The sequence below is a fragment of the Stutzerimonas sp. S1 genome (assembly GCF_025966695.1).
Classification (GTDB): domain Bacteria; phylum Pseudomonadota; class Gammaproteobacteria; order Pseudomonadales; family Pseudomonadaceae; genus Stutzerimonas.
In genome coordinates, this window is sequence record NZ_JAOEIY010000001.1 from 142,424 (window position 1) to 168,030 (window position 25,607).

23 protein-coding genes are annotated in these 25,607 nt (G+C 65.5%); 14 read left to right on the forward strand and 9 right to left on the reverse strand.

The genetic code is table 11. The features are described from left to right. Positions 1–13 precede the first annotated feature (13 nt). The 5 genes from N8H22_RS00665 (at position 14) to N8H22_RS00685 (ending at position 6,722) form a co-directional block, all read left to right on the forward strand. Complete coding sequence (locus N8H22_RS00665) at positions 14–1,042, forward strand: cytochrome-c peroxidase (RefSeq protein ID WP_264588711.1); 1,029 nt, start codon at positions 14–16, stop codon at positions 1,040–1,042. Between the two features lie 558 nt (positions 1,043–1,600). Beyond that, positions 1,601–2,470 carry a cytochrome c gene (locus tag N8H22_RS00670; protein WP_264588712.1) on the forward strand — a complete coding sequence of 290 codons (870 nt, stop codon included), beginning with the start codon at positions 1,601–1,603 and terminating at the stop codon, positions 2,468–2,470. A 42-nt stretch (positions 2,471–2,512) separates the two neighbouring features. Further along, the gene (locus tag N8H22_RS00675; RefSeq protein WP_264588713.1) at positions 2,513–3,883 is read left to right on the forward strand and encodes a cbb3-type cytochrome c oxidase subunit I; all 1,371 of its coding nucleotides are present in this window, start codon (positions 2,513–2,515) and stop codon (positions 3,881–3,883) included. Positions 3,884–3,888: 5 nt separating this feature from the next. Further along, positions 3,889–4,710 carry a CbbQ/NirQ/NorQ/GpvN family protein gene (locus N8H22_RS00680; protein ID WP_272890662.1) on the forward strand — a complete coding sequence of 274 codons (822 nt, stop codon included), beginning with the start codon at positions 3,889–3,891 and terminating at the stop codon, positions 4,708–4,710. Next, positions 4,710–6,722, forward strand: coding sequence for a hypothetical protein (locus N8H22_RS00685; protein WP_264588714.1), 2,013 nt, complete (start codon positions 4,710–4,712; stop codon positions 6,720–6,722). Before N8H22_RS00680 ends, N8H22_RS00685 begins: the two co-directional genes overlap by 1 nt. Positions 6,723–6,780: 58 nt before the next feature. On the opposite strand, the gene mscL is transcribed toward N8H22_RS00685, so the two are convergent. Next, the gene (gene mscL / locus N8H22_RS00690) at positions 6,781–7,197 is read right to left on the reverse strand and encodes a large-conductance mechanosensitive channel protein MscL (protein ID WP_264588715.1); all 417 of its coding nucleotides are present in this window, start codon (positions 7,195–7,197) and stop codon (positions 6,781–6,783) included. A gap of 219 nt (positions 7,198–7,416) precedes the next feature. On the opposite strand from mscL, the gene N8H22_RS00695 reads away from it, so the two are divergent. Next, a complete protein-coding gene (locus N8H22_RS00695; protein WP_264588716.1) occupies positions 7,417–7,686 on the forward strand; it encodes a DUF465 domain-containing protein in 270 nt (89 codons plus the stop codon). Between the two features lie 73 nt (positions 7,687–7,759). Here the strand turns inward: N8H22_RS00695 and N8H22_RS00700 are convergent, their stop codons facing one another. After that, a complete protein-coding gene (locus tag N8H22_RS00700) occupies positions 7,760–8,194 on the reverse strand; it encodes a CopD family protein (RefSeq protein WP_008567453.1) in 435 nt (144 codons plus the stop codon). A 116-nt stretch (positions 8,195–8,310) separates the two neighbouring features. Between N8H22_RS00700 and radA the strand changes: the two genes are divergently transcribed. Continuing rightward, the gene (gene radA, locus N8H22_RS00705) at positions 8,311–9,672 is read left to right on the forward strand and encodes a DNA repair protein RadA (protein ID WP_264588717.1); all 1,362 of its coding nucleotides are present in this window, start codon (positions 8,311–8,313) and stop codon (positions 9,670–9,672) included. Between the two features lie 3 nt (positions 9,673–9,675). Here radA and N8H22_RS00710 read toward each other — a convergent pair whose 3' ends face one another. The 3 genes from N8H22_RS00710 to glyA form a co-directional block, all read right to left on the reverse strand. Beyond that, positions 9,676–10,044, reverse strand: a complete 369-nt coding sequence (locus tag N8H22_RS00710; RefSeq protein ID WP_264588718.1) for a PilZ domain-containing protein — start codon at positions 10,042–10,044, stop codon at positions 9,676–9,678. Between the two features lie 56 nt (positions 10,045–10,100). Further along, the gene (locus N8H22_RS00715; RefSeq protein ID WP_264588719.1) at positions 10,101–10,562 is read right to left on the reverse strand and encodes a methyltransferase; all 462 of its coding nucleotides are present in this window, start codon (positions 10,560–10,562) and stop codon (positions 10,101–10,103) included. A 141-nt stretch (positions 10,563–10,703) separates the two neighbouring features. Then, a complete protein-coding gene (gene glyA, locus N8H22_RS00720; protein WP_264588720.1) occupies positions 10,704–11,957 on the reverse strand; it encodes a serine hydroxymethyltransferase in 1,254 nt (417 codons plus the stop codon). 252 nt (positions 11,958–12,209) lie between these two features. On the opposite strand from glyA, the gene ettA reads away from it, so the two are divergent. The 6 genes from ettA to gdhA all read left to right on the forward strand — a co-directional run bounded on the left by ettA (position 12,210) and on the right by gdhA (position 19,416). Beyond that, positions 12,210–13,877 carry an energy-dependent translational throttle protein EttA gene (ettA, locus tag N8H22_RS00725; protein ID WP_264588721.1) on the forward strand — a complete coding sequence of 556 codons (1,668 nt, stop codon included), beginning with the start codon at positions 12,210–12,212 and terminating at the stop codon, positions 13,875–13,877. A 159-nt stretch (positions 13,878–14,036) separates the two neighbouring features. Then, a complete protein-coding gene (siaA, locus tag N8H22_RS00730) occupies positions 14,037–16,025 on the forward strand; it encodes a biofilm regulation protein phosphatase SiaA (protein WP_264588722.1) in 1,989 nt (662 codons plus the stop codon). Between the two features lie 24 nt (positions 16,026–16,049). Next, complete coding sequence (siaB, locus tag N8H22_RS00735) at positions 16,050–16,592, forward strand: biofilm regulation protein kinase SiaB (RefSeq protein WP_264588723.1); 543 nt, start codon at positions 16,050–16,052, stop codon at positions 16,590–16,592. Between the two features lie 17 nt (positions 16,593–16,609). Then, complete coding sequence (gene siaC, locus N8H22_RS00740; protein WP_264588724.1) at positions 16,610–16,987, forward strand: biofilm regulation phosphoprotein SiaC; 378 nt, start codon at positions 16,610–16,612, stop codon at positions 16,985–16,987. An 11-nt stretch (positions 16,988–16,998) separates the two neighbouring features. Then, complete coding sequence (siaD, locus tag N8H22_RS00745; RefSeq protein WP_264588725.1) at positions 16,999–17,784, forward strand: biofilm regulation diguanylate cyclase SiaD; 786 nt, start codon at positions 16,999–17,001, stop codon at positions 17,782–17,784. A 291-nt stretch (positions 17,785–18,075) separates the two neighbouring features. Beyond that, complete coding sequence (gene gdhA, locus N8H22_RS00750; RefSeq protein WP_264588726.1) at positions 18,076–19,416, forward strand: NADP-specific glutamate dehydrogenase; 1,341 nt, start codon at positions 18,076–18,078, stop codon at positions 19,414–19,416. Between the two features lie 232 nt (positions 19,417–19,648). On the opposite strand, the gene N8H22_RS00755 is transcribed toward gdhA, so the two are convergent. Continuing rightward, a complete protein-coding gene (locus N8H22_RS00755) occupies positions 19,649–20,425 on the reverse strand; it encodes a ferredoxin--NADP reductase (RefSeq protein WP_264588727.1) in 777 nt (258 codons plus the stop codon). Between the two features lie 96 nt (positions 20,426–20,521). On the opposite strand from N8H22_RS00755, the gene N8H22_RS00760 reads away from it, so the two are divergent. After that, positions 20,522–21,649, forward strand: a complete 1,128-nt coding sequence (locus N8H22_RS00760; protein WP_264588728.1) for a methyltransferase — start codon at positions 20,522–20,524, stop codon at positions 21,647–21,649. 235 nt (positions 21,650–21,884) lie between these two features. Here N8H22_RS00760 and N8H22_RS00765 read toward each other — a convergent pair whose 3' ends face one another. The 3 genes from N8H22_RS00765 to N8H22_RS00775 are packed head-to-tail and all read right to left on the reverse strand — an operon-like array spanning position 21,885 to position 25,578. Then, the gene (locus N8H22_RS00765) at positions 21,885–24,086 is read right to left on the reverse strand and encodes a xanthine dehydrogenase family protein molybdopterin-binding subunit (RefSeq protein ID WP_264588729.1); all 2,202 of its coding nucleotides are present in this window, start codon (positions 24,084–24,086) and stop codon (positions 21,885–21,887) included. Continuing rightward, the gene (locus tag N8H22_RS00770) at positions 24,083–25,069 is read right to left on the reverse strand and encodes a xanthine dehydrogenase family protein subunit M (protein WP_264588730.1); all 987 of its coding nucleotides are present in this window, start codon (positions 25,067–25,069) and stop codon (positions 24,083–24,085) included. Before N8H22_RS00770 ends, N8H22_RS00765 begins: the two co-directional genes overlap by 4 nt. Then, on the reverse strand, positions 25,066–25,578 hold the full coding sequence (locus N8H22_RS00775; protein ID WP_264588731.1) for a (2Fe-2S)-binding protein: 513 nt from the start codon (positions 25,576–25,578) through the stop codon (positions 25,066–25,068). Before N8H22_RS00775 ends, N8H22_RS00770 begins: the two co-directional genes overlap by 4 nt. Positions 25,579–25,607: the final 29 nt, after the last annotated feature.

Sequence of the window (25,607 nt, forward strand, 5' to 3'; positions counted from 1 at the left end):
GGAGCACCACAACATGCGGCCATCTGTAGCGCTATTGCTTAGCCCCCTACTGTTTGCCGGCGCAACGAATGCGGACGATCTTCGCGAGCGCGCCAACGCCCAGTTCAAACCGATTCCGGCGCAGGTCAGCGAGGTACGCGGTCGCGCGGTCAATCAGGATCAGGCGGTACTCGGGCACAAGCTCTGGTTCGATCCGCGCCTGTCGAGCAGTCACATCATCAGTTGCAACAGCTGCCACAACCTCAGCATCGGCGGCAGCGACAACGTGCAGACCTCCATCGGCCACGGCTGGCAGAAAGGGCCGCGCAACTCGCCGACCGTGCTCAACGCGGTGTTTAACGCCGCGCAATTCTGGGACGGCCGCGCCAAAGACCTGCAGGAACAGGCCAAGGGCCCGGTGCAGGCCAGTGTCGAGATGAACAGCACGCCCGACCGTGTTGTCGCCACGCTCAAGAGCATCCCCGAGTACGCGGCCGAGTTCCGCAAGGCGTTCCCCAACGACAAGGATCCGGTCAGCTTCGACAACATGGCCTATGCACTGGAGGCCTTCGAAGTCAGCCTGACGACGCCGAACTCGCCGTTCGACCGCTTCCTCAAGGGTGAAGACCAGGCACTGGACGACAAACAGAAGCGGGGCCTGACCCTGTTCATGGAAGCCGGCTGCAGCGCCTGTCACAACGGCGTCAACCTGGGCGGCCAGGGTTACTTCCCGTTCGGCGTGATCAAGAAGCCGGGCGCGGAAGTCCTGCCGAGTGGCGACAAGGGGCGATTCTCGGTGACCAATACCGCCAGCGATGAGTACGTATTCCGCGCCGCACCGCTGCGCAACGTCGCGCTGACCCCACCCTACTTCCACAGCGGTGAGGTCTGGGAACTGGAAGAGGCCGTCGCGATCATGGGTGACAGCCAGCTCGGCCGTCAGCTCAATGCTGAGGAAGTCAGCGCCATCACCGCGTTCCTGCACAGCCTCACCGGCGAGCAACCGCAGGTGGCCTACCCGGTACTCCCGGCCAGCACTGCCAGCACGCCGAAACCCGAATAACCCCCGCCTCACGCTTCCCGGCGCACCGGCGCCGGGAACGCCCACCTCTCGCGCCTCCGCTCCGCCCGATCGGCGGCGTTGGACAGCCATCCGTCGCGCTACTAGCCTCAGCAACACACGAGACAGAGCGGCAATCGTCAGCCATGACCTTCACGCATGCACCGTCCGGCACCACCAATCGTCTGCAGCACGCAGAGCTTTCCTCCGAGCACGGCGCCCGGCTCCCGTCTCAGTTGCATTTCCTCTCACCGCTCCTCCGTCGACACTCAGAAACCTTTCGCAGGCATATCAACGTACTCAGCCTGCACCGCTCACCTCGCTATAGAGAGCGCCGAACCGGCGAGCCATCGCGCGGTAATCACAGCCATTGCCGCCCCGGCTGACCTGCCGGCCGGCATAACCAGGCCCTGTTTCGGGAGGATGCGTTCTTGGAACGAGCACTAAGAATTCTCAGCTTCGCGGTCCTTGCGCTGATGTTCATCGCCATTCTGTACGCCGGCGGCATCGGTATCACCCACTGGACAGGCATCGGCGTGTGACGGCCGTTGAGGCATCTCCATGAACAAACGACAAACCCGCTCCTTCGCCGTCATTTCCACCGCCATCGCCGCAGTGGTCTTTCTCGGCCTCACGCTGGACAGCCACCGGCAGTTTCCCAAGCTGACCAACGCCGAGACGATCACCCCCGAGGTGACCCGCGGCAAGGACGTCTGGCACGCGAAGAACTGCATCAACTGCCACACCCTGTTCGGCGAAGGCGCCTATTACGCGCCGGACCTGACGAAAATTTCCCAGCTGCGTGGCGCGCCCTACCTCACCGCCTTTCTCAAGGACCCTGGCAGGTTCTACGACGAGCAGCGCCATCGCCGGCTGATGCCCAACCAGAACCTCAGCGACGAGGAAATCGCCGCGCTGATCGCCTTCTTCGACTGGGTCGCCAACGTCGACAATCAGGGTTGGCCGCCGCGACCGATCCTGGTCACCGGCTCGTCGATCCCCGGTACCGATCTGACCCTCGCGCAGCAGGACGCTTCCGGACCGGGCAAGACCGATGCCGCGCTGCCACCGGGCGCGCGTCCGATCAGTGGCGCCGAGGATCCGATCGCCAAGGGCGAGGCGCTGTTCCGCACCGCCAGCCCGGCCTGCAACGCCTGCCATTCCATCGCGCCGGGGGTGAACCTGGCCGGGCCGACGCTGGCGGGCCTCGCCTCGCGGGCCGAACAGACGATGGCCTCGGCGGACTACAAGGGCAGCGCCGACAGTGTCGAGGCGTACATCCGCGAGTCCATCGTCGCGCCCAGCGCCTATCTGCATCCGGGCGACATGTATTCGGCGGGCGGCACCTCGTTCATGCCGAACACCTACGCCCAGTCGCTCACCGACGAACAGCTCGACCAACTGGTCGCGTACCTCGCGACCTTCAAATAACAGCGGCTGCCGCCGCGGGACGACACTTGTAGAGGTCAGGCCATGCGCTACCAATCACAGTCCGTCGCTTATTGGTATTTCGCCGTCGCCATGGTGCTGTTCGGCCTGCAACTGGTGTTCGGCCTGCTCTCGGCGGCGAAATACCTCGGCCCCGATCCGCTGCTGAACATCCTGCCGTTCGACGTCACCAAGGTGATCCACACCAACCTGCTGATCGTCTGGGTGCTCACCGGCTTCATGGGCGCCACCTACTGGATGGTCCCGGACGAATCGCGCAGCGAGCTGCACAGCACCAAGCTGGCCTACATCCAGCTTGGACTCTGGGTGGTGATGGGCGTCAGCGCGATCATCGGCTACCTGTTCCGCTACGGCACCGGCAACAAACTGCTGGAGCAGCCACTGCCGCACAAGATCGTCATCGTGATCTGCATGCTGATATTCCTCTACAACATCGGCATGACGATCAAGAAGTCCGGGCGCTTCACCACCACCGAGGGCGTGCTGTTGCTCGGTCTGGCCAGCGCCGCGGTGCTCTACCTGCCTGCCCTGCTGCATTACGAGAACTACACGGTATCGATCTACTACCGCTGGTGGACCATCCACCTGTGGGTCGAAGGCGTGTGGGAGATGATCCAGGGCGGCTTCCTCGCCTACCTGCTGATCCGCCTGTCCGGCGCCGATCGCGAGGTGATGGAGAAGTGGCTGTACGTGATCGTCGGGCTGGTGTTCATCGCCGGCATCCTCGGCACCGCGCACCACTACTACTGGGTCGGCGTACCCGGCTACTGGCTGCCGATCGGCGGCTTCTTCAGCGCGCTGGAGCCGGTGGCGCTGGTCGGCATGGCGATGTACGCCTACTACGCCATGCGCCGCTCGGGCCTGGCGCATCCGAACAAGCTGGCGCTGCACTGGACGCTCGGCAGCGCTGTGTTCACCCTGTTCGGCGCGGGCCTGCTGGGCTTCGCCCACACCTTCCCCAGCGTCAACAAGTGGACCCACGGCACGCTGATCACCGCCATGCACGGCCACGCCGCGTTCTATGGTGCCTACGCGATGATCGTCATGGCGATGATCGTCTACGCCCTGCCGTTGCTGACCCGCGGCCGCGAAGAGGAAGGCGGCACCATCGGCTACTGGGCGTTCTGGCTGCAGCTGGCCGGCATGTTCGGCATGACCCTATCGTTCGCCACCGCCGGCATCGGCCAGGTCTACCTGGAGCGCATCCTCGGCATGGGCTATCTGGATACCCAGCTGAAGATCCAGATCCACTTCCTCATGCTGGTCGCCACCGCCTCGATCTTCGCCACCGGTGTCGGCCTGTTCATCTATGACTTCTTCCGCCACCCGCGACGGGTCGAGGTCGAGACGGACGAGGTGCGGCCAACCAGCGCTCCCGCCCGGCACGTACTGTGACCGACATGAACGTCTCGCCCATGCCGCGCGGCGAACGCCTTCCGTTTGCGGCTGCCGAGCCCTGGTACCAGCCCTCCGGCGACGAGGTGCAGGTCTTCGAGCAATGCCACGCGCGCCAGCTGGCGGTGATGCTCAAAGGGCCGACCGGCTGTGGCAAGACACGCTTCGTCGAGCACATGGCCTGGCGCCTCGGCCGGCCGCTGGTCACCGTGTCCTGCCACGACGACATGACCGCCAGCGACCTGGTCGGGCGCTTCCTCATCGGCGCCGACGGCACGCGCTGGATCGACGGCCCGCTGACCCGCGCGGTGCGCGAGGGCGCCATCTGTTACCTCGACGAAGTGGTCGAGGCGCGCCAGGACACCATCGTCGTGCTGCATCCACTGACCGACTACCGGCGCATCCTGCCGCTGGACAAGACCGGCGAAACCCTCGAGGCGGCGCCGGGTTTCCAGCTGGTGGTGTCCTACAACCCGGGCTACCAGCGCATGCTCAAGGACCTCAAGCCCAGTACCCGGCAGCGCTTCGTCGCGCTGGAGTTCGACTTCCCCGAAGCCGAGCGCGAGGCCGCCATCGTCGAGCGCGAAGGCGCTATCGATTCGCCCACCGCGCGCGCACTGGTCAGCCTCGCCGGGCGCCTGCGCGCGTTGCAGGATCGCGGATTGGCGGAGCTGCCCAGCACCCGCCTGCTGATTGCCACGGCGCGCCTGATCGGCAGCGGCGTCGCGTTGCGCAGCGCCTGCAACGTCGCGCTGATCGCCCCGCTGTCGGACGACCCCGCGCTGGTCGGCGCCATGCGCGAGCTGGTCGATCTAACGTTCGTCTGATGGCCGAAGCCGAAGACGTCGTCACCGACGTTGCCCGCCATGCCACCGTTTACGTTCAGGCGCTCTGGCGCCGACGGCGCGAATCGGCGACCCCGGCATTGCCGACCCTGACCGACCTCGCCGACCACCTCGACCTGCTGCTGCATGCCAGCCTCGGCCAACGCTTCACGCTGCGCGCGGCGCAGCCGCCGGCACCACCGACACTGCTGGAGAAACTGTTCCGCCGCGTCGAGGCGCCCTATCCGCAGCACGCCGTGCCGGCCACCGATGGCCGCACGATCTGGCTGCCGGCGCGCCTGGATGCGGTCGATCCGGTCGGCGCACGCACGCTGTATCGCACCCTCGCCCTGCAACAGGCGATGCGCGCGCGGCGGGGTGCAGCGGCGCTTGTGCAATGCATCGACTCACCGTTGCAGCGCAGCCTGTTCCTGCTGCTCGAAGCCTGGGCGGCGGATACGCAACTGATCGCGCAGCTGCCGGGCCTGCACGCCGCCATACAGCAGCAGCGCAGCCAGATGCTGGCCGCGCGGCCACCGCTGGCCCGCTTCAGTGCCGCACGCCAGCCGCTGGAAGCATTCCTGCGCCGATTGCTGCAGTCGCACAGCGACGCGGCGCCCGACGAACTGCCGGCGAATTTCGACAGCCATCAGGCGTTGCAGCTGGCAACACGCCTGGCGGCCCGGCTCTATCCACACGGCGAACCGGCCGGCGCCGCACTGCTGCCGGACCTGTGGACAGGCGAGCCGCGTGCACCGTCCCGCCCGGATGCGCTCGATGCCACGGCGGCCGCACCGGACCCCGCCGCCGCCCCACCGCGCAGCGCTCGCCTGCCGCGCCGGCCGCAGGTACGCGAGCCTGCCGATGACGAGGACGATGACACGCAGCCGGGCGTCTGGATGGTGCAGCCCTCGCCTCCGCTGGAACACGCCGAGGACCCGCTCGGCATGCAGCGTCCCAGTGATCGCGACGACGCGACCGCGGCCGAGGACTTCGCCGACTCGCTCAGCGAGCTCAACGAGGCGCGACTGGTGGTCAGCTCCGGCAGCCCGAAGGAAGTCCTGCTGTCCGACGACCCACCCGAGCCGCGCGCGCGCTTCAGCCGCGACACGCCGAACGCCACCGCCGCCCTGCGCTACCCGGAGTGGGACTACCGCAGCCGCAGCTACCGCCATCCGGGCACGCAGGTGTTGCTGTTGCCGGCAGAGCCCGGACCGCAACAGTGGATCAAGCAGACGCTCGAGCGTCATCGCAGCATGCTGGCGACCATCCGCCGCCAGTTCGAGCAGCTCAGCGCACGGCGTCTGCGTCTGCGCCGCCAGCTGGACGGCGACGAGGTGGATCTGGACGCCTACCTCGACGGGCTCGCCGAAGCCCGCGCCGGACTGAGCATGCCGCAAGCGCTTTACCGGACCCAACGCATGCAGCAACGCGATCTGGCAATCATGCTGCTGGTGGATGCCAGTGGCTCCACCGATGGCTGGCTGAGCAACAACCGCCGGGTGATCGACGTCGAGCGCGAGGCACTGCTGCTGGTCTGCCTGGCACTCGACGGGCTCGGCGAGCCCTACAGCGTGCAGAGCTTTTCCGGTCAGGGACCGAACGCGGTGACGGTGCGCAGCCTCAAGGGCTTCGGCGAGCGCTACGGCGAAAGCGTCGGCCGGCGCATTGCCGGGCTGGAGCCGGAACACTACACCCGTGCTGGCACCGCCATCCGCCACGCCAGCAGCCTGCTGATGCAGCAGCCGGCGACGCACCGGCTGCTGTTGCTGCTCTCCGACGGCAAACCCAACGATGTCGACGAATACGAAGGCCGCTATGGTGTCGAGGACCTGCGCCAGTCGATCACCGAGGCACGGCTGCAGGGCATCCGGCCGTTCTGCCTGACCATCGACCGCCAGGCCGCCAGCTACCTGCCGGCCGTGTTCGGCGTGCACCAGTACGCCCTGCTGCCCAAGCCGGAGCTGCTGCCCCGCGTGCTGCTGGACTGGCTCAGGCGACTGATCGCCGCCTGAGCGGCGCCAAAACGAAAACGCCCTGCAGGTGCAGGGCGTTCGGTCAGCGCGAATACGCTCAGGGCTGGTTGCGGTTCTGCTCACGCAGCAGGTCGCGAATCTCGGTCAGCAGCAGCTCTTCCTTGGTCGGCGCCGGCGGGGCCGCGGGCGCCTCGGCCTCCTTGCGCCGCAGCGAGTTCATCGCCTTGATGGCAATGAAGATGGCAAAGGCGACAATCAGGAAATCCACTACCGTCTGGATGAACGCACCGTAACGCAGCAGCACGGCCGGCGCCTCGCCGACTGCCTCCTTGAGGACGATCGCCAGGTCGGAGAAATCCACACCACCGATCAGCAAGCCCAGCGGCGGCATGATCACGCCGTCGACGAACGCAGAGACGATCTTGCCGAAAGCGGCACCGATGATGATACCTACGGCCATGTCGATGACATTGCCGCGCATGGCGAACGCCTTGAATTCGCTGATGAGGCTCATAGAAAAGTCCTTAGCTGATGATGAAATGTCACTGCACCCGCCGCTCCAACAACGGCCGAGACCCGAAGTAGAGCATAGGCGGCCCAGGGGCTGCCGACCAGCACGACGCGGGTTTGTCGGGGCGACGTGCGCGGATAGCGATCGCTTGATCGCCGTCAACCGGGTAAATCGAGCACGACGCTAAGGTAGCGCTTCCCCTGAACATCCCGGAGCAGCTCCATGCACGTTGAACATCACCCACTGGTCAAGGATTTCCCTGAAAAGCGCGAGCAGCTGCAGAAACTGCGTCAGGAAGACCCGGCCTTCGCCCGCAAGGCGGAAGAATACGAAGCCCTGGACAAGCGCATCTGCCGCGTCGAAGACGGCGTCGAAACCCTCGACGAGGCCGCGCTGAACGCCCTCAAGCTGGAGCGTGTGAACCTGAAGGACGACATCGCCCGCGACCTCAAGCGCGCCGGTGGCAGCTGCTGCGGCGGCTGCTGCGGCTGAAGCCCGGCCAACTGACGATAAAGCCCGCAACTGCGGGCTTTTTTCGTTCGGGGCGGTCGCTTGGCCCAGCCCGCTAGAACAACCCGCCGAACCTGAACCCGGCGCCAACCCAGACGAACGCCACCGCCGTTAGGGTGATCAGCACGATATGCGCCCCCAATTGTGGCAACCGCTGCGCGTCAAGCTTGGGGATCAGCGCCAGCCGCGCATGCACACCCAGCGCCGCGGTCAGCCCGAGCAGCACCAGCTTGGCCTGGATCAGCTGCGCCGCTGGCGTCGCGCCGAACCACTGCGCATGCGGCAACCACAGACTGGCCATCCACAAGCCGGTGACGATCTGGATCAGCAGCGCGGGAATGCCGATGCGCTCGTAGATCTGCTCGAAGTTGCGCACCGGCTGCGGGTCGCGCTGGCGCAGCGCCTTGGGCAACACGCCGAACAGCAGCACCAGATGACCACCGACCCAGACGCTGGCGCCCAACAGGTGCAGAAACAACAAATGACGCATGGCGCTCACTCCCGTTCGATTTGTTTACAGTCTGGCGGCTCGTGCGCCGCTTGTGGCTGATGGCAATCAAGTCAGCCGTTATCATGCGGCTCCATTTGCCCGACGCGGAGTTTCCCATGGCCAAGGCCAAGCGCATGTATGGCTGCACCGAATGCGGCTCGACCTTCCCCAAGTGGGCCGGCCAGTGCGGCGACTGCGGCGCCTGGAACACCCTGGTGGAAACCCTCATCGAGGGCGCCGCGCCGCCATCCGGGCGTGCCGGCTGGGCCGGGGATCAGGCCAACATCAAGACCCTGGCCGAGGTCAGCGTGGAAGAAGTGCCGCGCTTCTCCACCGCTTCCGGCGAGCTGGACCGCGTGCTCGGCGGCGGCCTGGTGGACGGCTCGGTGGTGCTGATCGGCGGCGATCCGGGCATCGGCAAGTCGACCATCCTCTTGCAGACGCTCTGCGCCATCGCCCAGCGCTATCCGGCGCTCTATGTCACCGGCGAGGAATCGCAGCAGCAGGTGGCGATGCGCGCACGCCGCCTGGACCTGCCGCAGGACAAGCTCAAGGTGATGACCGAGACCTGCATCGAGTCGATCATCGCCACCGCGCGGCTGGAAAAGCCCAAGGTGATGGTGATCGACTCGATCCAGACCATCTTCACCGAGCAGCTGCAGTCCGCCCCCGGCGGCGTGGCCCAGGTGCGCGAGAGCGCCGCGCTGCTGGTGCGCTTCGCCAAGCAGAGCGGCACGGCGATCTTTCTCGTCGGCCACGTGACCAAGGAAGGCGCGCTCGCCGGCCCGCGCGTGCTGGAGCACATGGTCGACACGGTGCTGTATTTCGAGGGCGAATCCGACGGCCGCCTGCGCCTGTTGCGCGCGGTGAAGAACCGCTTCGGCGCGGTCAACGAGCTGGGCGTGTTCGGCATGACCGACAAAGGCCTGAAGGAAGTCACCAACCCCTCGGCGATCTTCCTCACCCGCGCGCAGGAGGCGGTGCCGGGCAGCGTGGTCATGGCCACCTGGGAAGGCACCCGGCCGATGCTGGTGGAGGTGCAGGCACTGGTCGACACCAGCCACCTGGCCAACCCGCGCCGCGTCACCCTGGGCCTGGACCAGAACCGCCTGGCCATGCTGCTGGCCGTGCTGCACCGCCACGGCAGCATCCCGACCTATGACCAGGACGTGTTCATCAATGTGGTCGGCGGGGTGAAGGTGCTGGAAACCGCGGCGGACTTGGCGCTGATGGCCGCGGTCATCTCCAGCCTGCGCAATCGCCCGCTGGATACCGATCTGCTGGTGTTCGGCGAGGTGGGACTGTCCGGCGAGATCCGCCCGGTGCCGAGCGGTCAGGAACGCCTGAAGGAGGCCGCCAAGCACGGCTTCAAGCGCGCCATCGTGCCCAAGGGCAACGCGCCGAAGGAAGCACCGGCCGGGCTGCAGATCATCGCGGTGACGCGTCTGGAGCAGGCACTCGACGCGCTGTTCGAGTAGCCGCTAAAAACCGCCCAGCGCCGCCAGCTCGCGCTCCAGCAACGTCTCGTCGCCGAGGTTGAGCTCGACCAGACGGCGCAGATGGGCGATCGAATCAAGGTCGATGTGCTGGCAGACGAAGCCGATCAATTCGCCCTCCTCATGGGCCATCGTCACCTCCATGCGCACCTCAGCATCATCGGACAGGCGCACCCGCGCCTCGAACGCTCGCGCGGCGTCGGCATCCCACGCCAGCGGCCGACGCACCAGCAGGCCCTTGAGCGACAGGTCATGCAGCTCGACCGCCCAACGGCGCGTACCCTGCGCCAGTTCGGTGGCAGCATCGAACTCGATGCGCTGGAAGCGCCGACGGTTGCTGGGGGTATCAGTCATCAGAATCACTCCGCAAAGCCTGTAATCACTATAGACAGCAGTGTCCGGCTGCGCCGTCACACCCAGCGGCGCACGCGCCGGCAATAGCGACGGTAATCGTCACCGAACAGTTCGGTCAGCAACCGCTCCTCGTGCACGATCACGCCGCGCTGCATGCTGTAGATCAGCACCGGCAGCAGCAGCCACGGCCACAGCGTGCCCCACAGCAACGCAATGCCGGCGTAGATCAGGCTGTCGGCCAGATAGATCGGGTTGCGCGAGACGCGAAACGGCCCCTCTTCCAGCAACCGCGCGGGTTTGCCATAGGGATTGACCGTGGTCCTGCGCCAGAGCATCAGCAACCCGGCCCAGAGCATCAGCAGCACCCCGGCATCGATCAGCCCCCAGCCGAAATAGTCCGTCCAGAGATTGCGCGGTAGCCCGAGCGGCAGCAGCGCATCGAGTGCCCATGCTGCGGCAAGGAACAGCAGATAGATGACTGGTGGCGGCAGAATCACGCCGGTGGCGCGTTTGAACATGAGAGAACTCCCAACGGGCAAGCTGCTGAAGTCTACCGTTTGTCACCGTCGACGCGACGACCGCGGTCAAGACGGCGGGCCGCTGGCCCCAGATAGCAAAAAGCCCGCTTGCGCGGGCTTTTTGCTACAGCGGCTGAGGCCTTAGTTGCCGTAGACCGGGAACTTGGCGCAGACGGCCTGGACCTTGGCGCGCACCGCATCGACCACGGACTCGTCGCCCATCTTGTCGAGAATGTCGCAGATCCAGCCGGCCAGCTCGCGGCACTCGGCTTCCTTGAAGCCGCGGGTGGTCACGGCCGGGGTGCCGATGCGCAGGCCGGAGGTGACGAACGGCGAGCGCGGGTCATTCGGTACGCTGTTCTTGTTCACGGTGATGAAGGCGCGACCGAGAGCGGCATCCGCGTCCTTGCCGGTGATGTCCTGCTTGATCAGGGACAGCAGGAACAGGTGGTTCTGCGTGCCGCCGGACACCACGTCGAAGCCGCGCTGGATGAATACTTCGGCCATCGCCTGGGAGTTCTTCACCACTTGTTGCTGGTAAGCCTTGAACTCAGGCTGCAGAGCTTCCTTGAAACACACAGCCTTGGCGGCGATCACGTGCTCCAGCGGGCCGCCCTGGGCGCCCGGGAACACGGCGGAGTTCAGCTTCTTCTCAATCTCCTCGTTCTTCTTGGCCAGGATCAGGCCGCCGCGCGGGCCGCGCAGGGTCTTGTGGGTGGTGGTGGTAACGACGTCGGCGAACGGTACCGGGTTCGGGTAAACGCCGGCAGCAACCAGACCGGCGACGTGCGCCATGTCGACGAAGAGATACGCACCGACCTTGTCGGCGATTTCACGGAAACGGGCGAAATCCAGCACCTGCGAGTAGGCGGAGAAGCCGGCAACGATCATCTTCGGCTTGTGCTCGACGGCCAGACGCTCGACTTCGTCGTAGTCGATCAGGCCCTGATCGTTGATGCCGTACTGCACGGCGTTGTACAGCTTGCCGGACGAGGACACGCTGGCGCCGTGGGTCAGGTGACCACCGTGGGCCAGGCTCATGCCGAGGATGGTGTCACCGGCACTGAGCAGCGCCAGGTAGACCGCAGCGTTGGCCTGGGAACCGGCGTGCGGCTGGACGTTGGCATAGTCGGCGCCGAACAGCTCCTTGGCGCGATCGATGGCCAGCTGCTCGACCACGTCGACGTATTCGCAACCGCCGTAGTAGCGCTTGCCCGGGTAGCCTTCGGCGTACTTGTTGGTCAGCACGCTGCCCTGGGCTTCCATCACCGCCGGGCTGGTGTAGTTCTCCGAGGCGATCAGCTCGATGTGGTCTTCCTGACGCTTGGCTTCCTGCTGCATGGCAGCGAAGAGTTCGGCGTCGAAGCGTTCGATGGTCAAGTCACGGCTGAACATGGCAGTCCTCTGAGGTCAGCTGGCGGTAAAAAAGAGAGGCGCGGATTCTACCTCAATCCACCGCCCCGCGGGTATGAGCGATAGTCATGCACAAGATGAGCGCCGGCGCCGCCGACCGCCGCTGCCATCGGCCGCCACGGTTTGCCCTGACCGGTGCATTCGGGTAGCTTTACGCCTTTTAAGTGCGCCTCGGTTCCTGCCATTCGGCGCCCAGGTTCGACTCCTTCACCACCGTCACGGGCATTCGTTTCCATGGCTCAATACGTCTACACCATGCACCGGCTGAGCAAGGTCGTTCCGCCGAAGCGTGAGATTCTCAAGAACATTTCCCTGTCGTTCTTCCCCGGCGCCAAGATCGGCGTGCTCGGCCTGAACGGCGCCGGTAAATCCACCCTGCTGCGCATCATGGCCGGCGTCGACACCGAGTTCGACGGCGAGGCCCGCGCCATGCCGGGCATCAACGTCGGCTACCTGCCGCAGGAGCCGCAGCTGGATCCCGAGAAGACCGTGCGCGAAGTGGTCGAGGAAGCGGTCAGCGTGATCAAGGACGCCCAGGAGCGCCTGGACGCCGTCTACGCCGCCTACGCCGAGCCGGACGCCGACTTCGATGCGCTGGCCGCCGAGCAGGCCAAGCTCGAAGCGATCCTGCAGGCCGCCGACGGCCACAACCTGGAGCGCCAGCTGGAAGTCGCCGCCGACGCCCTGCGCCTGCCGGCCTGGGACGCCAAGGTCGGCCACCTTTCCGGTGGCGAGAAACGCCGCGTCGCGCTGTGCCGCCTGCTGCTGTCGGCGCCGGACATGCTGCTGCTGGACGAACCGACCAACCACCTGGATGCCGACTCGGTGGCCTGGCTGGAGCACTTCCTCCACGACTTCCCCGGCACCGTGGTGGCGATCACCCACGACCGCTACTTCCTCGACAACGTCGCCGGCTGGATTCTCGAACTCGACCGTGGTCAGGGCATCCCCTTCGAGGGCAACTACTCGCAATGGCTGGAAGCCAAGGCCGCGCGTCTGGAGCAGGAAGCCAAGCAGGAGTCGGCGCACAAGAAGGCCATGAAGGCCGAACTGGAGTGGGTACGCCAGGGCGCCAAGGCGCGGCAGTCCAAGTCCAAGGCCCGCCTGCAGCGCTTCGAGGAAATGCAGTCGCAGGAATTCCAGAAGCGCAGCGAGACCAACGAGATCTACATCCCGGCCGGCCAACGCCTGGGCGACAAGGTCATCGAGCTGAAGAACGTGCGCAAGGGCTACGGCGATCGCGTGCTGATCGACGACCTTTCTTTCAGCGTACCGAAGGGCGCCATCGTCGGCGTGATCGGCGGCAACGGCGCGGGCAAATCCACGCTGTTCCGTATGCTGATGGGCAAGGAAACCCCGGATTCGGGCAGCATCGAGATCGGCGAAACCGTGCAGCTGGCCTGCGTCGATCAGAGCCGCGACGACCTGGACGGCGGCAAGACGGTCTGGGAAGCGGTCTCCGACGGTCTCGACCAGATCCGCATCGGCAGCTACGAGGTGCCGTCGCGCAGCTACGTCGGCCGCTTCAACTTCAAGGGTGCCGACCAGCAGAAGTTCGTCAAGGACCTCTCCGGCGGTGAGCGCGGCCGCCTGCACCTGGCGCTGACGCTCAAGCAGGGCGCCAACGTGCTGCTGCTCGACGAACCGTCCAACGACCTCGACGTGGAAACCCTGCGCTCACTGGAAGAAGCGCTGCTGGACTTCCCCGGCTCGGCCATCGTGATCTCCCACGACCGCTGGTTCCTTGACCGCGTCGCCACCCATATCCTCTCCTACGAGGACGACGGCAGCGTGACGTTCTTCGAGGGCAACTACAGCGAGTACGAAGCTGATCGCAAGAAACGTCTCGGCGATGCCGCCTCGCAGCCGCATCGGGTCAAGTACAAGAAGCTTGCGCAGTAATGGTGCATGACGGAGCCGCAAGGCTCCGTTTTAGTATATGGATGGCAAACCGCCACTGGTGATCGATCGCTCGATGCCGGATAATCGCCGCCGCCAAGCACCAACAGCAACATTTTGACACCTCATCGCAATGATCACGGACGAACGAAGGAACCCCACATGGCGGCACTAGGACTGCGCGGCAAGTCGTTACTGGCCATGCTGCTGATCGCTCTGCTGGCCTTTGGGCTGGCCTGGCTGGTCGGCAGGGAAGCGCTGCAGGGCGTACAGAATCGCTACGGCGAAGCCTATGCACACAACGTCGTGCAGCTCAATCGGGAGCGCCTGTTCGCCCCGATCAGCCGCGAGCTGGCGCTGGCGCAGCGCCTGGCCGAATCGCAGATCACCCGTGCCTGGCTGAGCGATGAAGGCGACGCCGACAAGCGCCGAGCGTTCTTCAGCGAGGCGGCCGGTTACCAGCGAGCCTTCAGCGACAGGCACTATTTCGCGGTCGGCGCGCAAAGCAACGGCTACTACTCCAATCAGCTCGGCGAGCCGCACTGTGAAGTCGCGCGCTATTACCTCGACCCGGCGGCCTCCCGTGATGAATGGTTCTTCCAGACGCTGCAATCCAGCGCAGCCTACAAACTGAACATCGACCGTGCGGTGCTGAGTCAGCAGCTCAAGATCTGGTTCAACGTGGTAGTCCGCGATGCCGATAAACGGCCGCTCGGCATCGTCGGCTCGAGCATCGATCTCGCGACCTTTCTCGAAGCCTTCAGCGATACCCAGAAGGCCGGCGTCGAATCGATGGTATTGGACGCCTACGGCTCGATTCTGGTGCATCCCAACCAGAATCTGGTGACGCTCAATGCCGACTCGCCGCAGGGACGCTCGCTGGCTACCAACCTGCTCGGACTGCTCGACGATATCTCCGCGGCCAAGACCCTGCGCCAGGTCATGGCCGCCAGCCGCGACGACCCCAGCAGTGTGCAAACCGTGAAACTGGCGCTCGATGGCGAGCCTCGCCTGCTCGCACTGACCTGGATCCCCGAACTGCAGTGGTTTGTCGCCAGCACCATTGATCTGGAAACCGCCCAGGTCATCGAAATCCGACCGCTGATTCCGGCCCTGAGCCTGTTTCTCGCGATGTTCGTCGTACTGATCGCCGGCGCCGCCTGGCTGGTGGAAAAGCGCGTGCTCAAACCGCTGCGCCAGCTACGCAAGAGCGCCCAGGCGATGGCGGCCGGGCAGTACGATGTCCCGCTGCATGTCAGCCGTCAGGACGAGATCGGCGAGCTGAGCGCAGCCTTCGGTGCCATGGCACAGAAGGTACGCAACCACACCGGCGAGCTGGAAAGCCATGTCCGCGAGCGCACCCGCGAGCTGGAACAGGCCAACCGCGAGATGGCCGCCGCACACAAGAAGATCGACGATTCCATCGATTACGCCAGTCTGATCCAGCGCGCCATCCTGCCCAGCCGGCAACTGGTCAGCGCCATGGGCGAGCGCCACGCCGTGCTCTGGCGGCCACGCGACGTGGTCGGCGGCGACTTCTACGTCTACCGTGCCGGCGAGCACGGCTGTCTGTTCGGCGTGGTGGACTGTGCCGGCCATGGCGTTCCCGGCGCGCTGATGACCATGCTGGCGCACGCGGCACTCGACCAGGCCATCGCCGACGCCGGTCTGAGCGACCCGGCGGGCATCCTCGCGCGCAGCGATCGTTTCGTGCGCAGCACCCTGTGCGACGAGACGGCGCAACTGGCGACCAACATGGACGTCGGCCTGGCCTACGTGGACTTCCAGCAACGCGAAGTCACCTTCGCCGGCGCCAAGATCGCCCTTTACTACTGCGACGGCGACACCGTGGAGGAGCTGCCCGCTGCACGCCGAGCCATCGGCGACAAACGCATCGGCGAGTACCACAACGCCCGCCTGAAGCTGCGCCCGGGACGCACTTTCTACCTGACCACCGACGGCTTCCTCGACCAGGCCGGCGGCGAGCTCGGCTACGGTTTCGGCAACAGCCGCTTCGCCGAGATGATCCAGCGCCACGCGCGCCTGCCACTGGCCGAGCAAAGCGCCGCGTTCAGCGCAGCTTTGGCCGAATATCAGGGTAATTATCCGCAACGCGACGATATTACGATGCTATGTTTCCGTTTCGATTGAATGCCGCTCTACCCGGAGATGTCGATGGAGCCAGTTGACCTGTTTGCCATGCGCGAGAGTTACAACCGTCAGCAGATCATGCTCTGCTTCAACGGCCCGATCTCCCGCAGCCTGATCGAAGAAATCGGCAACGCCCTGCGCAACTACCTGACTGCCGAGCACGCTCACCCATCTTCCGCGATGGACGTGTTCGCCGTGTATATCGAGATGACCCAGAACATCCGCCACTACGCCAAGGTGAAGCACTGGTCCGATCAGGAGGCCGGCGCTACCGTCGTCGTCGCGCGCGACGAGCAGGGCCGCTACGTGGTCTCCGCCGGCAATCTGATCGAGAGCGCCGATGGCGAGGTGCTGCTCGCCAGCATCAGCGAACTGGCCGACCTGGACAAAGCGCAGCTCAAGAGCCTGTACAAGGAACAGCTGCGCAAGCCGCGTGACGGACAACTGGTGTCCGGCGCCGGGCTGGGCCTGATCGATATCGCCCGCAAGTCCAGCGAGCCGCTCAGCGCCTCGCTCAAGCCTGTTTCCGACAGCCGCTCCTTCATCAGCCTGCGCGCCGTCATCTGAATCCGAGAACCATGCACATGAATGATTTTTCCATTCCCGGTAGCCAGTCTTCTCCGGCCATCCAGTCCGATTGGAACAACGGCGTCCTATCGATGCAGGGCGACTCCTACCCGGAAAACTCCTACGAGCTGTTCCACCAGGTCTTCGAGTGGATCGAGCGCTACCTCGCCGAGGCCGCGCGCCCGCTCAGCCTGGAACTGCGCCTGCTGTACCTCAACACCAGCAGCATCAAGGCCGTGATGGACATCTTCGACCTGCTCGAAGCCGCCTATCAGGAAGGCAAGCATGTGGCCGTCAACTGGTATTACGACAAGCGCAACGAGCGAGTGGTCGAGCTGGCCGAAGAATTCAAGGAAGACTGCACCTTCCCCTTCATGATCGTCAGTCACGACTAGCAGGTTCGCCCATGCGTGGACACAAGCCGCTCGAGCAAAAGGTCACCGAACTGCTGGATGATCCACAGTACCTCGGCCATCCCTTGCAGGATGCCCTCGGCCAACTGTGGAAGACCCACCGCGAGCTGCTCACGCGGATGGAGCGGATCACCCGCGTATCCGACGGCTACCAGAGCATCGTCCGCGACCGCGAACTGAGCCTCGCCGCGCGCTTCGACAAACAGCTGCGGCAGCTGGAAAAGGTGGCGCGCATCTCCGATCGCTACCAGATGATGATGCGCGACCTGAACATCGCACTGCGCGAGGCCTCCACGCACGACCCGCTGACCGGTATCGCCAACCGCGCGCTGCTCACCGAGCGCCTGCGCGAGGAGAGCGAACGTGCCAAGCGCTACGATCGGCCGCTGTGCATCGTCATGCTCGATATCGATCGCTTCAAGACCATCAACGACGAATACGGCCACGAGGTCGGCGACCGCGTTCTGCTCGAGGTCGTCCGGGTGATGGAGGCCGAGATCCGCGAGCAGGACCTGTGCGGTCGCTGGGGCGGCGAGGAGTTTCTGATTCTCATGCCAGAGACCACCGCCGCGGATGCCCAGGCGGTCATGCAGCGCCTGCGCAGCAACATCGCCACGCTGGCCGTGCGCATCAACAACGACCTGCTATCGGTGACCGTAAGCCTGGGCGTCGCCGAGCTGCGTCCCGACGAGAACTACTCCAGCACCATCAACCGCGCGGATGTCGCCCTGCTGCGTGCCAAGCGCTGCGGTCGCAATCGCTGCGAGTTGGCCGACTGATGCCGCCCATCGGATCACGACCTGACGCGCACAAAAATGATGCGGCCAGTGCGACATTTCCGCGCAACACAAACGCCACGCCTGCCCTCTCGCCCCAGCAAGAAAGCGCCCGCAATAGCGCCACCAGTGCGCTGTCGGAAAAGCCGAAACGAGCGCAGCGCATGGCTACTCATGCACCGATGATGCGCATACACGACCTATTTCGCACTTCCGTGGTGCGAAGCAGGTTTGCTAAAGTCGCCCGCCAAAAAATTTTCATGACTGCCGCAAGCGGTCGCCGAGGGCCACAAAATGATCGAAACCGTTGATGCCTTTCTCGCCCGACTGAAACAGCGCGACCCCCACCAACCCGAATTCCACCAGGCCGTCGAAGAAGTCGTCCGCAGCCTGTGGCCGTTCCTCGAGGCCAACCCGCACTACATGCAGGCCGGCATCGTTGAGCGCATGGTCGAGCCGGAACGCGCGATCATGTTCCGCGTACCGTGGGTCGACGATCAGGGTCGGGTCCAAGTCAACCGCGGTTTCCGCATTCAGATGAGCAGCGCCATCGGCCCGTACAAGGGCGGCCTGCGTTTCCACCCGTCGGTCAACATCGGCGTGCTCAAGTTCCTCGCCTTCGAACAGGTCTTCAAGAACTCCCTGACCTCGCTGCCCATGGGCGGCGGCAAAGGCGGCTCGGACTTCAACCCGAAGGGCAAGAGCGACAATGAAGTCATGCGCTTCTGCCAGTCCTTCATGAGCGAGCTGTATCGCCACATCGGCGCCGACCTCGACGTACCGGCCGGTGACATCGGTGTCGGCGGACGCGAGATCGGCTTCCTCTTTGGTCAGTACAAGCGTCTGTCCAACCAGTTCACCTCGGTGCTGACCGGCAAGGGCCTGCCCTACGGCGGCAGCCTGATCCGCCCGGAGGCCACCGGCTACGGCTGCGTCTACTTCGCCGAGGAAATGCTCAAGAACACCCACAGCAGCTTCGAGGGCAAGCGCGTCTCGATCTCCGGTTCCGGTAACGTCGCGCAGTATGCGGCGCAGAAGGTCATGGAGCTGGGCGGCCGGGTCGTTTCGCTGTCCGACTCCGGCGGCACCCTGCACTTCCCGGACGGGCTGACCGACGAGCAGTGGGACTACCTGATGGACCTGAAGAACGTCCGCCGCGGCCGCCTCGAGGAAATGGGCGCGCACTTCGGCGTGACCTACATGGCCGATCAGCGTCCGTGGAGCCTGCCGTGCGACATCGCGCTGCCGTGCGCCACGCAGAACGAGCTGGACGGGGACGATGCCCGCACGCTGCTGAAGAACGGCTGCATCTGCGTGGCCGAAGGTGCCAACATGCCCTCGACGCTGGAGGCGGTGGACCTGTTCCTCGAGGCCGGCATCCTCTACGCGCCGGGCAAGGCGTCCAATGCCGGTGGTGTGGCCTGTAGCGGTCTGGAAATGAGTCAGAACGCCATGCGCCTGCACTGGACCGCCGGCGAGGTGGACACCAAGCTGCACAGCATCATGCAGTCGATCCATCACGCCTGCGTCGCCCACGGCGAAGAGCCAAATGGCCGGATCAACTACGTCAAGGGCGCCAACATCGCCGGCTTCGTCAAAGTAGCCGACGCCATGCTGGCCCAAGGCGTGGTGTAACAGCTACCGCAAGCCTCAGACTGCGACAAGAAAAGCCCCCGCCGGATCGTCCGGCGGGGGCTTTTCGTTTGGAGTCATCGGACTCGTTTCGTAGGGTGGAAAACTCGCAAAGCGATTTTCCACGCGGCATATGCGCGGGAAGGGTGTTGCGCGTGGATGGCTTCGGCCATCCACCCTACGCATTACCAAGTCGCAGGTCTTTTCCACCCCCTGCGGCCGGGCCGCACTCCGCTTACCAGTAATTCTCCACCGCCACCTGTCCCGGCTTGCGCGTCAGGGCGAGGTTGAGGTCGCGTGCCTTCAGCACCTCACGGGTATCCTCGATCATCTGCGGATTGCCGCAGAGCATGATCCGCGAGTGCTCGGGCGTCAGTTGCAGATCGGCGGCACGCTCCAGTTCGCCGTTCTCGATCAGCGTGGTGATGCGCCCATGCAGCGCGCCCGGAACCTGCTCGCGCGTGACCACCGGCAGGTACAACAGTTTCGAACCCAGGCCTTCCAGGTAAACGCGCTGTGGCAGTTCGGCGATCAGCTGCTGGTAGGCCAGCTCCCGCGCCTCGCGCACGCTGTAGACCAGAATGATGCGCTCGAAGCGCTGCCAGGCCGCGAAGTCCTGCAGGATCGACAGGAACGGCGCGATCCCGGTGCCGGTAGCCAGCAGCCAGAGATCACGTCCGTCGGGGAAACGATCCAGGGTCAGGAAGCCGAAGGCCTGCTTGTCCACCAGCAGCTCGTCGCCGACCTTGAGCCGGCTCAGCTCGCTGGTGAATTCGCCGTCCGGAACGACGATGGAAAAAAAATCGAGAAACTCATCGTGCGGCGCCGAGACCATCGAATAGGCGCGCCAGACGATGCAGCCACTGGGCTTGCGCACGCCTAGCCGGGCGAACTGCCCGGCCGTGAAACGAAAGCCGGGATCGCGACTGGTGCGCAGGGTGAACAGACTGGGCGTCAGCGTCTGCACCTCGAGCAGGCGCTGGCGGGTGAACTTCTCTTCGCTGACGGTCATACTTCGCTCCCTCCGAGCATCTGCCGGACCTGCCGCTCGCAGCGCCCGTGAATTGTTGATACTCCTTTCCGACGCAGATAAACACCGCCAGTTCTCATGCCTATTCTCGACACTCCGTACGCCAGCCTTGACCTGATCCGCCAGCCGGAGCAGCCCAACGAGCCATTGCAGGCCTTCGACGCCGCCGACGAATACCTGCTCGCCACGCTGCATGAACAGGGTTTGCCGGCCGCCGCGCGGGTGCTGATTCTCAACGACAGCTTCGGCGCCCTGGCTTGCGCGCTGGCCGCGCATGTCGAGGTGACCAGCAGCGGCGACTCGCACCTGGCCTATCTGGCGCTGCAGAAGAACCTGGCGCGCAACGACCTGCCGGCCGGACGCGTGCGTTTCGTTCCGGCCAGCGAGACCGCCCAGGGCCCGTTCGACCGGGTGCTGATTCGCGTACCGAAAACCCTCGCCCTGCTGGAAGAACAGCTGATCCGTCTGCACGACCAGTTGGCGCCCGGCGCGCAGGTGATCGCCGCGGCGATGATCAAGCACCTGCCGCGTGCCGCCGGCGATCTGCTGGAACAGTACATCGGCCCGGTGCAGGCTTCGCTGGCGGTGAAGAAGGCACGCCTGCTCAGCGCAACGCCGAGCGAGAAACCGACGCCGCAGTCGCCCTACCCGACCCGCTATCAGCTAGATCAGCCAAAACTCGAACTGCTCAACCACGCCAACCTGTTCTGTCGCGAAGGCCTCGATATCGGCACGCGCGCCTTCCTGCCGCATCTGCCCAAGGCGCTCGGCGCGCTGCGCGTCGCCGATCTGGGCTGCGGCAACGGCGTGCTCGGCATCGTCTACGCGCTGGGCAACCCGCAGGCGGAACTGACGTTGGTGGACGAGAGCTACATGGCGGTGCAGTCGGCGCGGGAAAACTGGCAGGCGATCCATGGTCAGCGTCCGGTCGAGATTCGCGCCGGCGATGGCCTGGCCGAGCAACCGCCGGCCTCGCTGGACCTGGTGCTGTGCAATCCACCGTTCCACCAGCAGCAGGTGGTCGGCGACTTCCTCGCCTGGCGCATGTTCACCCAGGCCAAGACGGCGCTGGCCAAGGGCGGCGAGCTGTGGATCGTCGGCAATCGCCATCTCGGCTATCACCTCAAGCTCAAGCGCCTGTTCGGCAACGCCGAGCAGGTCGCGGCCACGCCGAAGTTCGTGATTCTCAAGGCAACCCGCACCTAGTCGCGCTGCCACTGGGTCGCGGTACCTTCCAGAGGCGTCTGGTGTTGCCAGATAGCTCGCACATAAAGAACGGGGCAGCAAAGCCATGAACTTTCAGGCAGCCCGGATTCCGGTTCCGGAGCTCCGCTGGAGTCAGGAAAGGCTGGTCGCGTAGCGGTCAGCCCGGACGCCAAGGGGGCCTTCATCCGGCACTCCAAGCCAGCCATCTCAAAGCCCTCACTACACAGGCACCAGGTCAAAGCACCTTATCCAAGGTAATCGGCAGATCCCTCACCCGCCTGCCTGTCGCGTTGTAGATCGCATTGGCCACCGCCGCCGCCACCCCGACGATGCCGATCTCACCCACGCCCTTGGACCCCAGCTCATTGACCACTTGGTCATGCTCCTCGACGAAGATCACTTCGATCTCGGGAATGTCGGCGTTCACCGGAATGTGGTACTCGGCGAGGTTGTGGTTCATGTAGCGGCCCAGCCGATGGTCGATCAGCGTCTCCTCCTGCAGCGCCTGGCCGATGCCCCACACCACGCCGCCGACGATCTGGTTGCCGGCGGTCTTTGGATTGACGATGCGCCCCGCCGCCACCGCGCTGACCACCCGGCTGACCCTGATCGTGCCGAGATCCTCGTCAACCCGCACCTCGACGAACACCGCCGAGTGCGTGGCGGTGGCCCAGGCGTCGCGCTTCTCATCCGGCTTGACGCTGGCTTCGGCGTCCAGCGCCCCGCTGACCTGGACGATGTCGCGCAGCGCCACGGCATGCTCGCCGGATTTCAGCCGCAGCTGGCCATCGACGAACTCCACCGTCTCCAGGCTCGCCCCGGTAAAGGGCGAAGCCGGCGACTGCTGCGCGGCATCCAACAGCTTCTGCCGCAGGCCTTCGCAGGCTCGCTGTACCGCACTGCCCACCGATGACACGGTGGCCGAGCCACCTTCCAGCGGCGCCTGCGGCAGGCTGGAATCGCCGAGACGGAATTCCACCTCGCTCATCGGCAGGCCCATCGCATCGGCGGCGATCTGGGTCATCGCAGTGTAGGTGCCGGTGCCGATGTCGGCGGTGGCGCTGCTCACCAGCAGCCTGCCGTCGGCGTCGAGGCAGGCGCGAGCGGAGGCGGGCATCTGCATCGCTTCCCAGACGCCAGTGGCCATGCCCATGCCGACCAGCTGATGGCCGTCGCGCAGGCTGCGTGGCTGCGCCGGGCGCCGCGACCAACCGAAGCGCTCGGCACCCTGCTGATAGCAGGCACGCAGCTCCTTGCTGGAATAGCGCTTGCCCTCGTTACCGTTGGTCTCGGTGTAATTGCGCAAGCGCAGCTCCAGCGGATCGATACCGACTTCATAAGCCAGCTCGTCCATCGCGCACTCCAGCGCATAGACGCCAATGGTCGCCCCCGGGGCGCGCATGTCCAGCGGGGTGTAGACGTCCAGCGGCGCCAGGCGATAGCCGAGGCGCACGTTGTCGCAGGCATAGAGCATCCCCGACCACTCCACCTCGTGCTCGGTGAAGTCCTCGAAGCGCGAGGTCTGGCCGATGGCCCTGTGCTCGATGGCCTGCAACCGCCCCTCGCCATCGGCGGCGAGCTTGAGCTGCTGGATGCTGCGCGGGCGGTAGCCGAAGGTGAACATCTGCTGGCGGGTCAGCTCGACGCGCACCGCGGCCTTGAGCTTGAGTGCAGCCATCACTGCCAGCGGCAGCTGGTACTGCGGGCGCAGGCCGGAGCCGAAGGCGCCGCCGACGAAGGGCGACAGCACGCGAATCCTGCCCTGCATGCCGAACACCTGCTCCAGGTAGCGCTGGCAGTTCTGCACGCCCTGGGTCTTGTCGTGGACGAGCAGCTCGCCGCCCGGCTGGTACTGGACGATGGAGGCATGCGGCTCCATCGGGTTGTGATGCTCGACCGGGGTGCTGTACTCGCAGTCGACCCGATACGCCGCGGCCGCGAATCCCGCATCGAAATCACCGCGCGGCTCGGGCAGCTCGGCCGGCGCTTCATGAGCCTGCTCGCGCACGGCCTGCAGATCGGTCTGATGCGCTTCGACTTCGTAGTCGATGCGCACCAGACTGGCCGCGTGGCGCGCCAGCGCCTGGGTCTCGGCCACCACCAGCGCCAGCGGCTGGCCGCTGTAGAGCACGCGGTCGTTGAACAGCGGGCGGAACGGCGAGCCGTCGGCGGCATCATCGTCCTCATAGGGCTCGTCGTAGCTGGCCACCGGCGGGCGGTTCTGATGAGTCAGCACCAGGCGTACACCGGGCAGCGCCTCGGCCGCAGCGGAATCGATACGAACGACCCGGCCGCGGGCGATGCTGCTCGACACCACGGCGCCGTAGAGCAGCCCCGGCACCTCGGCTTCGGCGGCGTAGCAGGCTTTGCCGGTGACCTTGAGCGGGCCGTCGACGCGGTCCAGCGACTTGCCGAGTGGAGAGTTGGCGCTGTTCATCGGACGGCTCCTCCGGCGGCTTCGGTCAGTGCACGCACGATGGCGCGCCGAGCCAGGTCGACTTTGAAGGCGTTGTCCGCCAGCGGCTGTGCGCCTTGCAGCAAGCGTTCGGCCGCGGCGGCGAAACATTCGGCCTCGGCACGCTTGCCGCTGAGCAGTTCTTCGGCCTCTTCCAGGCGCCAAGGTTTGTGCGCCACACCGCCGAGCGCGATACGCCCACGGCGGATGACGTCGCCATCCATCTCCAGCGCCGCCGCGACCGATACCAGGGCGAAGGCGTAGGAGGCGCGGTCAAGCAGCTTGAGGTAGGCGCAGTGACTGGCAAACCCTTCCACCGGCAGCTCGATGGCGGTGATCAGTTCGCCTTCGGTCAGCACGTTATCCCGCTCCGGATGCTCGCCGGGCAGGCCGTGGAAGTCCTCGAAGGCGATGCGCCGCTCGCCCTGCGGGCCACACACATGCACCTGCGCCTCGAGCACCGCCAGCGCCACGCACATGTCCGACGGGTGCACGGCAACGCAGGTCTCGCTGGCGCCAAGAATCGCGTGGATGCGATTGCGCCCCTCCCGCGCACTGCAGCCCGAGCCGGGCTCGCGCTTGTTGCAGGGCGTGGCGGTGTCGTAGAAGTAGTAGCAGCGGGTGCCCTGCAGCAGATTGCCGCCGGTGCTGGCCATATTGCGCAGCTGCGGCGAGGCGCCGGCGAGGATTGCCTTGGCCAGCAGCGGGTAGCGCAGGGTGATCTGCGGATGCCAGGCCAGCTCGGCATTACTCACCAGCGCACCGATCATCAATCCACCTTCGCGGGTGTCCTCGATGTCGCGCAACGGCAGCCGATTGATGTCGATCAGCTGCGTCGGGCGCAGGACGTTCTCCTTCATCAGATCGAGCAGGTTGGTGCCACCGGCGATGTAGCGGCTGCCCGGTCCATGCAACGCGATGGCCTGCTCGATGCGCTCCGGGCGCTGATAGCTGAACGGCGTCATTGCGCATCCTCCTGAGCGCGCAGCGCGGGCAGCGCGTCTTCGATGGCAGCGAGGATGTTCGGATAGGCGCCGCAACGGCAGAGGTTGCCGCTCATCTGTTCACGGATCTCGTCGCGACTGCTGACGCGGTTTTCGGCAGCAAGAGCGGCGGCCGAGCAGATCTGCCCGGGCGTGCAATAGCCGCACTGGAAGGCATCGTGCTTGATGAAGGCAGCCTGCAACGGATGCAGCGCGGCGTCGCGGGCCAGGCCCTCGATGGTGGTCAGCCGGGCGCCATCATGCATCACCGCCAGGGTCAGGCAGCTGTTGATGCGCCGGCCATCGAGCAGCACCGTGCAGGCGCCGCACTGGCCGTGATCGCAGCCTTTCTTGGTGCCGGCCAGGCCGAGCTGGTCACGCAGCAGGTCGAGCAAGGTGGTCCAGGGGTGCACCTGGAGCTCGCGGTGTTCGCCGTTCAGCTCGAGGCTGATGGTGCAGGCCTGACCTGCAGCGGAAAGGTTTTCGCTCATGACAGCCTCAGGATTTGGCCATTGGGATG

What these genes read in the sequence shown, in the direction of transcription:
- N8H22_RS00665 (WP_264588711.1), top strand. Translation starts at nt 14, where the DNA reads ATGCGGCCATCTGTAGCGCTATTGCTTAGCCCCCTACTGTTTGCCGGC.
- N8H22_RS00670 (WP_264588712.1), top strand. Translation starts at nt 1,601, where the DNA reads ATGAACAAACGACAAACCCGCTCCTTCGCCGTCATTTCCACCGCCATC.
- N8H22_RS00675 (WP_264588713.1), top strand. Translation starts at nt 2,513, where the DNA reads ATGCGCTACCAATCACAGTCCGTCGCTTATTGGTATTTCGCCGTCGCC.
- N8H22_RS00680 (WP_272890662.1), top strand. Translation starts at nt 3,889, where the DNA reads ATGAACGTCTCGCCCATGCCGCGCGGCGAACGCCTTCCGTTTGCGGCT.
- N8H22_RS00685 (WP_264588714.1), top strand. Translation starts at nt 4,710, where the DNA reads ATGGCCGAAGCCGAAGACGTCGTCACCGACGTTGCCCGCCATGCCACC.
- mscL (WP_264588715.1), bottom strand. Translation starts at nt 7,197, where the DNA reads ATGAGCCTCATCAGCGAATTCAAGGCGTTCGCCATGCGCGGCAATGTC.
- N8H22_RS00695 (WP_264588716.1), top strand. Translation starts at nt 7,417, where the DNA reads ATGCACGTTGAACATCACCCACTGGTCAAGGATTTCCCTGAAAAGCGC.
- N8H22_RS00700 (WP_008567453.1), bottom strand. Translation starts at nt 8,194, where the DNA reads ATGCGTCATTTGTTGTTTCTGCACCTGTTGGGCGCCAGCGTCTGGGTC.
- radA (WP_264588717.1), top strand. Translation starts at nt 8,311, where the DNA reads ATGGCCAAGGCCAAGCGCATGTATGGCTGCACCGAATGCGGCTCGACC.
- N8H22_RS00710 (WP_264588718.1), bottom strand. Translation starts at nt 10,044, where the DNA reads ATGACTGATACCCCCAGCAACCGTCGGCGCTTCCAGCGCATCGAGTTC.
- N8H22_RS00715 (WP_264588719.1), bottom strand. Translation starts at nt 10,562, where the DNA reads ATGTTCAAACGCGCCACCGGCGTGATTCTGCCGCCACCAGTCATCTAT.
- glyA (WP_264588720.1), bottom strand. Translation starts at nt 11,957, where the DNA reads ATGTTCAGCCGTGACTTGACCATCGAACGCTTCGACGCCGAACTCTTC.
- ettA (WP_264588721.1), top strand. Translation starts at nt 12,210, where the DNA reads ATGGCTCAATACGTCTACACCATGCACCGGCTGAGCAAGGTCGTTCCG.
- siaA (WP_264588722.1), top strand. Translation starts at nt 14,037, where the DNA reads ATGGCGGCACTAGGACTGCGCGGCAAGTCGTTACTGGCCATGCTGCTG.
- siaB (WP_264588723.1), top strand. Translation starts at nt 16,050, where the DNA reads ATGGAGCCAGTTGACCTGTTTGCCATGCGCGAGAGTTACAACCGTCAG.
- siaC (WP_264588724.1), top strand. Translation starts at nt 16,610, where the DNA reads ATGAATGATTTTTCCATTCCCGGTAGCCAGTCTTCTCCGGCCATCCAG.
- siaD (WP_264588725.1), top strand. Translation starts at nt 16,999, where the DNA reads ATGCGTGGACACAAGCCGCTCGAGCAAAAGGTCACCGAACTGCTGGAT.
- gdhA (WP_264588726.1), top strand. Translation starts at nt 18,076, where the DNA reads ATGATCGAAACCGTTGATGCCTTTCTCGCCCGACTGAAACAGCGCGAC.
- N8H22_RS00755 (WP_264588727.1), bottom strand. Translation starts at nt 20,425, where the DNA reads ATGACCGTCAGCGAAGAGAAGTTCACCCGCCAGCGCCTGCTCGAGGTG.
- N8H22_RS00760 (WP_264588728.1), top strand. Translation starts at nt 20,522, where the DNA reads ATGCCTATTCTCGACACTCCGTACGCCAGCCTTGACCTGATCCGCCAG.
- N8H22_RS00765 (WP_264588729.1), bottom strand. Translation starts at nt 24,086, where the DNA reads ATGAACAGCGCCAACTCTCCACTCGGCAAGTCGCTGGACCGCGTCGAC.
- N8H22_RS00770 (WP_264588730.1), bottom strand. Translation starts at nt 25,069, where the DNA reads ATGACGCCGTTCAGCTATCAGCGCCCGGAGCGCATCGAGCAGGCCATC.
- N8H22_RS00775 (WP_264588731.1), bottom strand. Translation starts at nt 25,578, where the DNA reads ATGAGCGAAAACCTTTCCGCTGCAGGTCAGGCCTGCACCATCAGCCTC.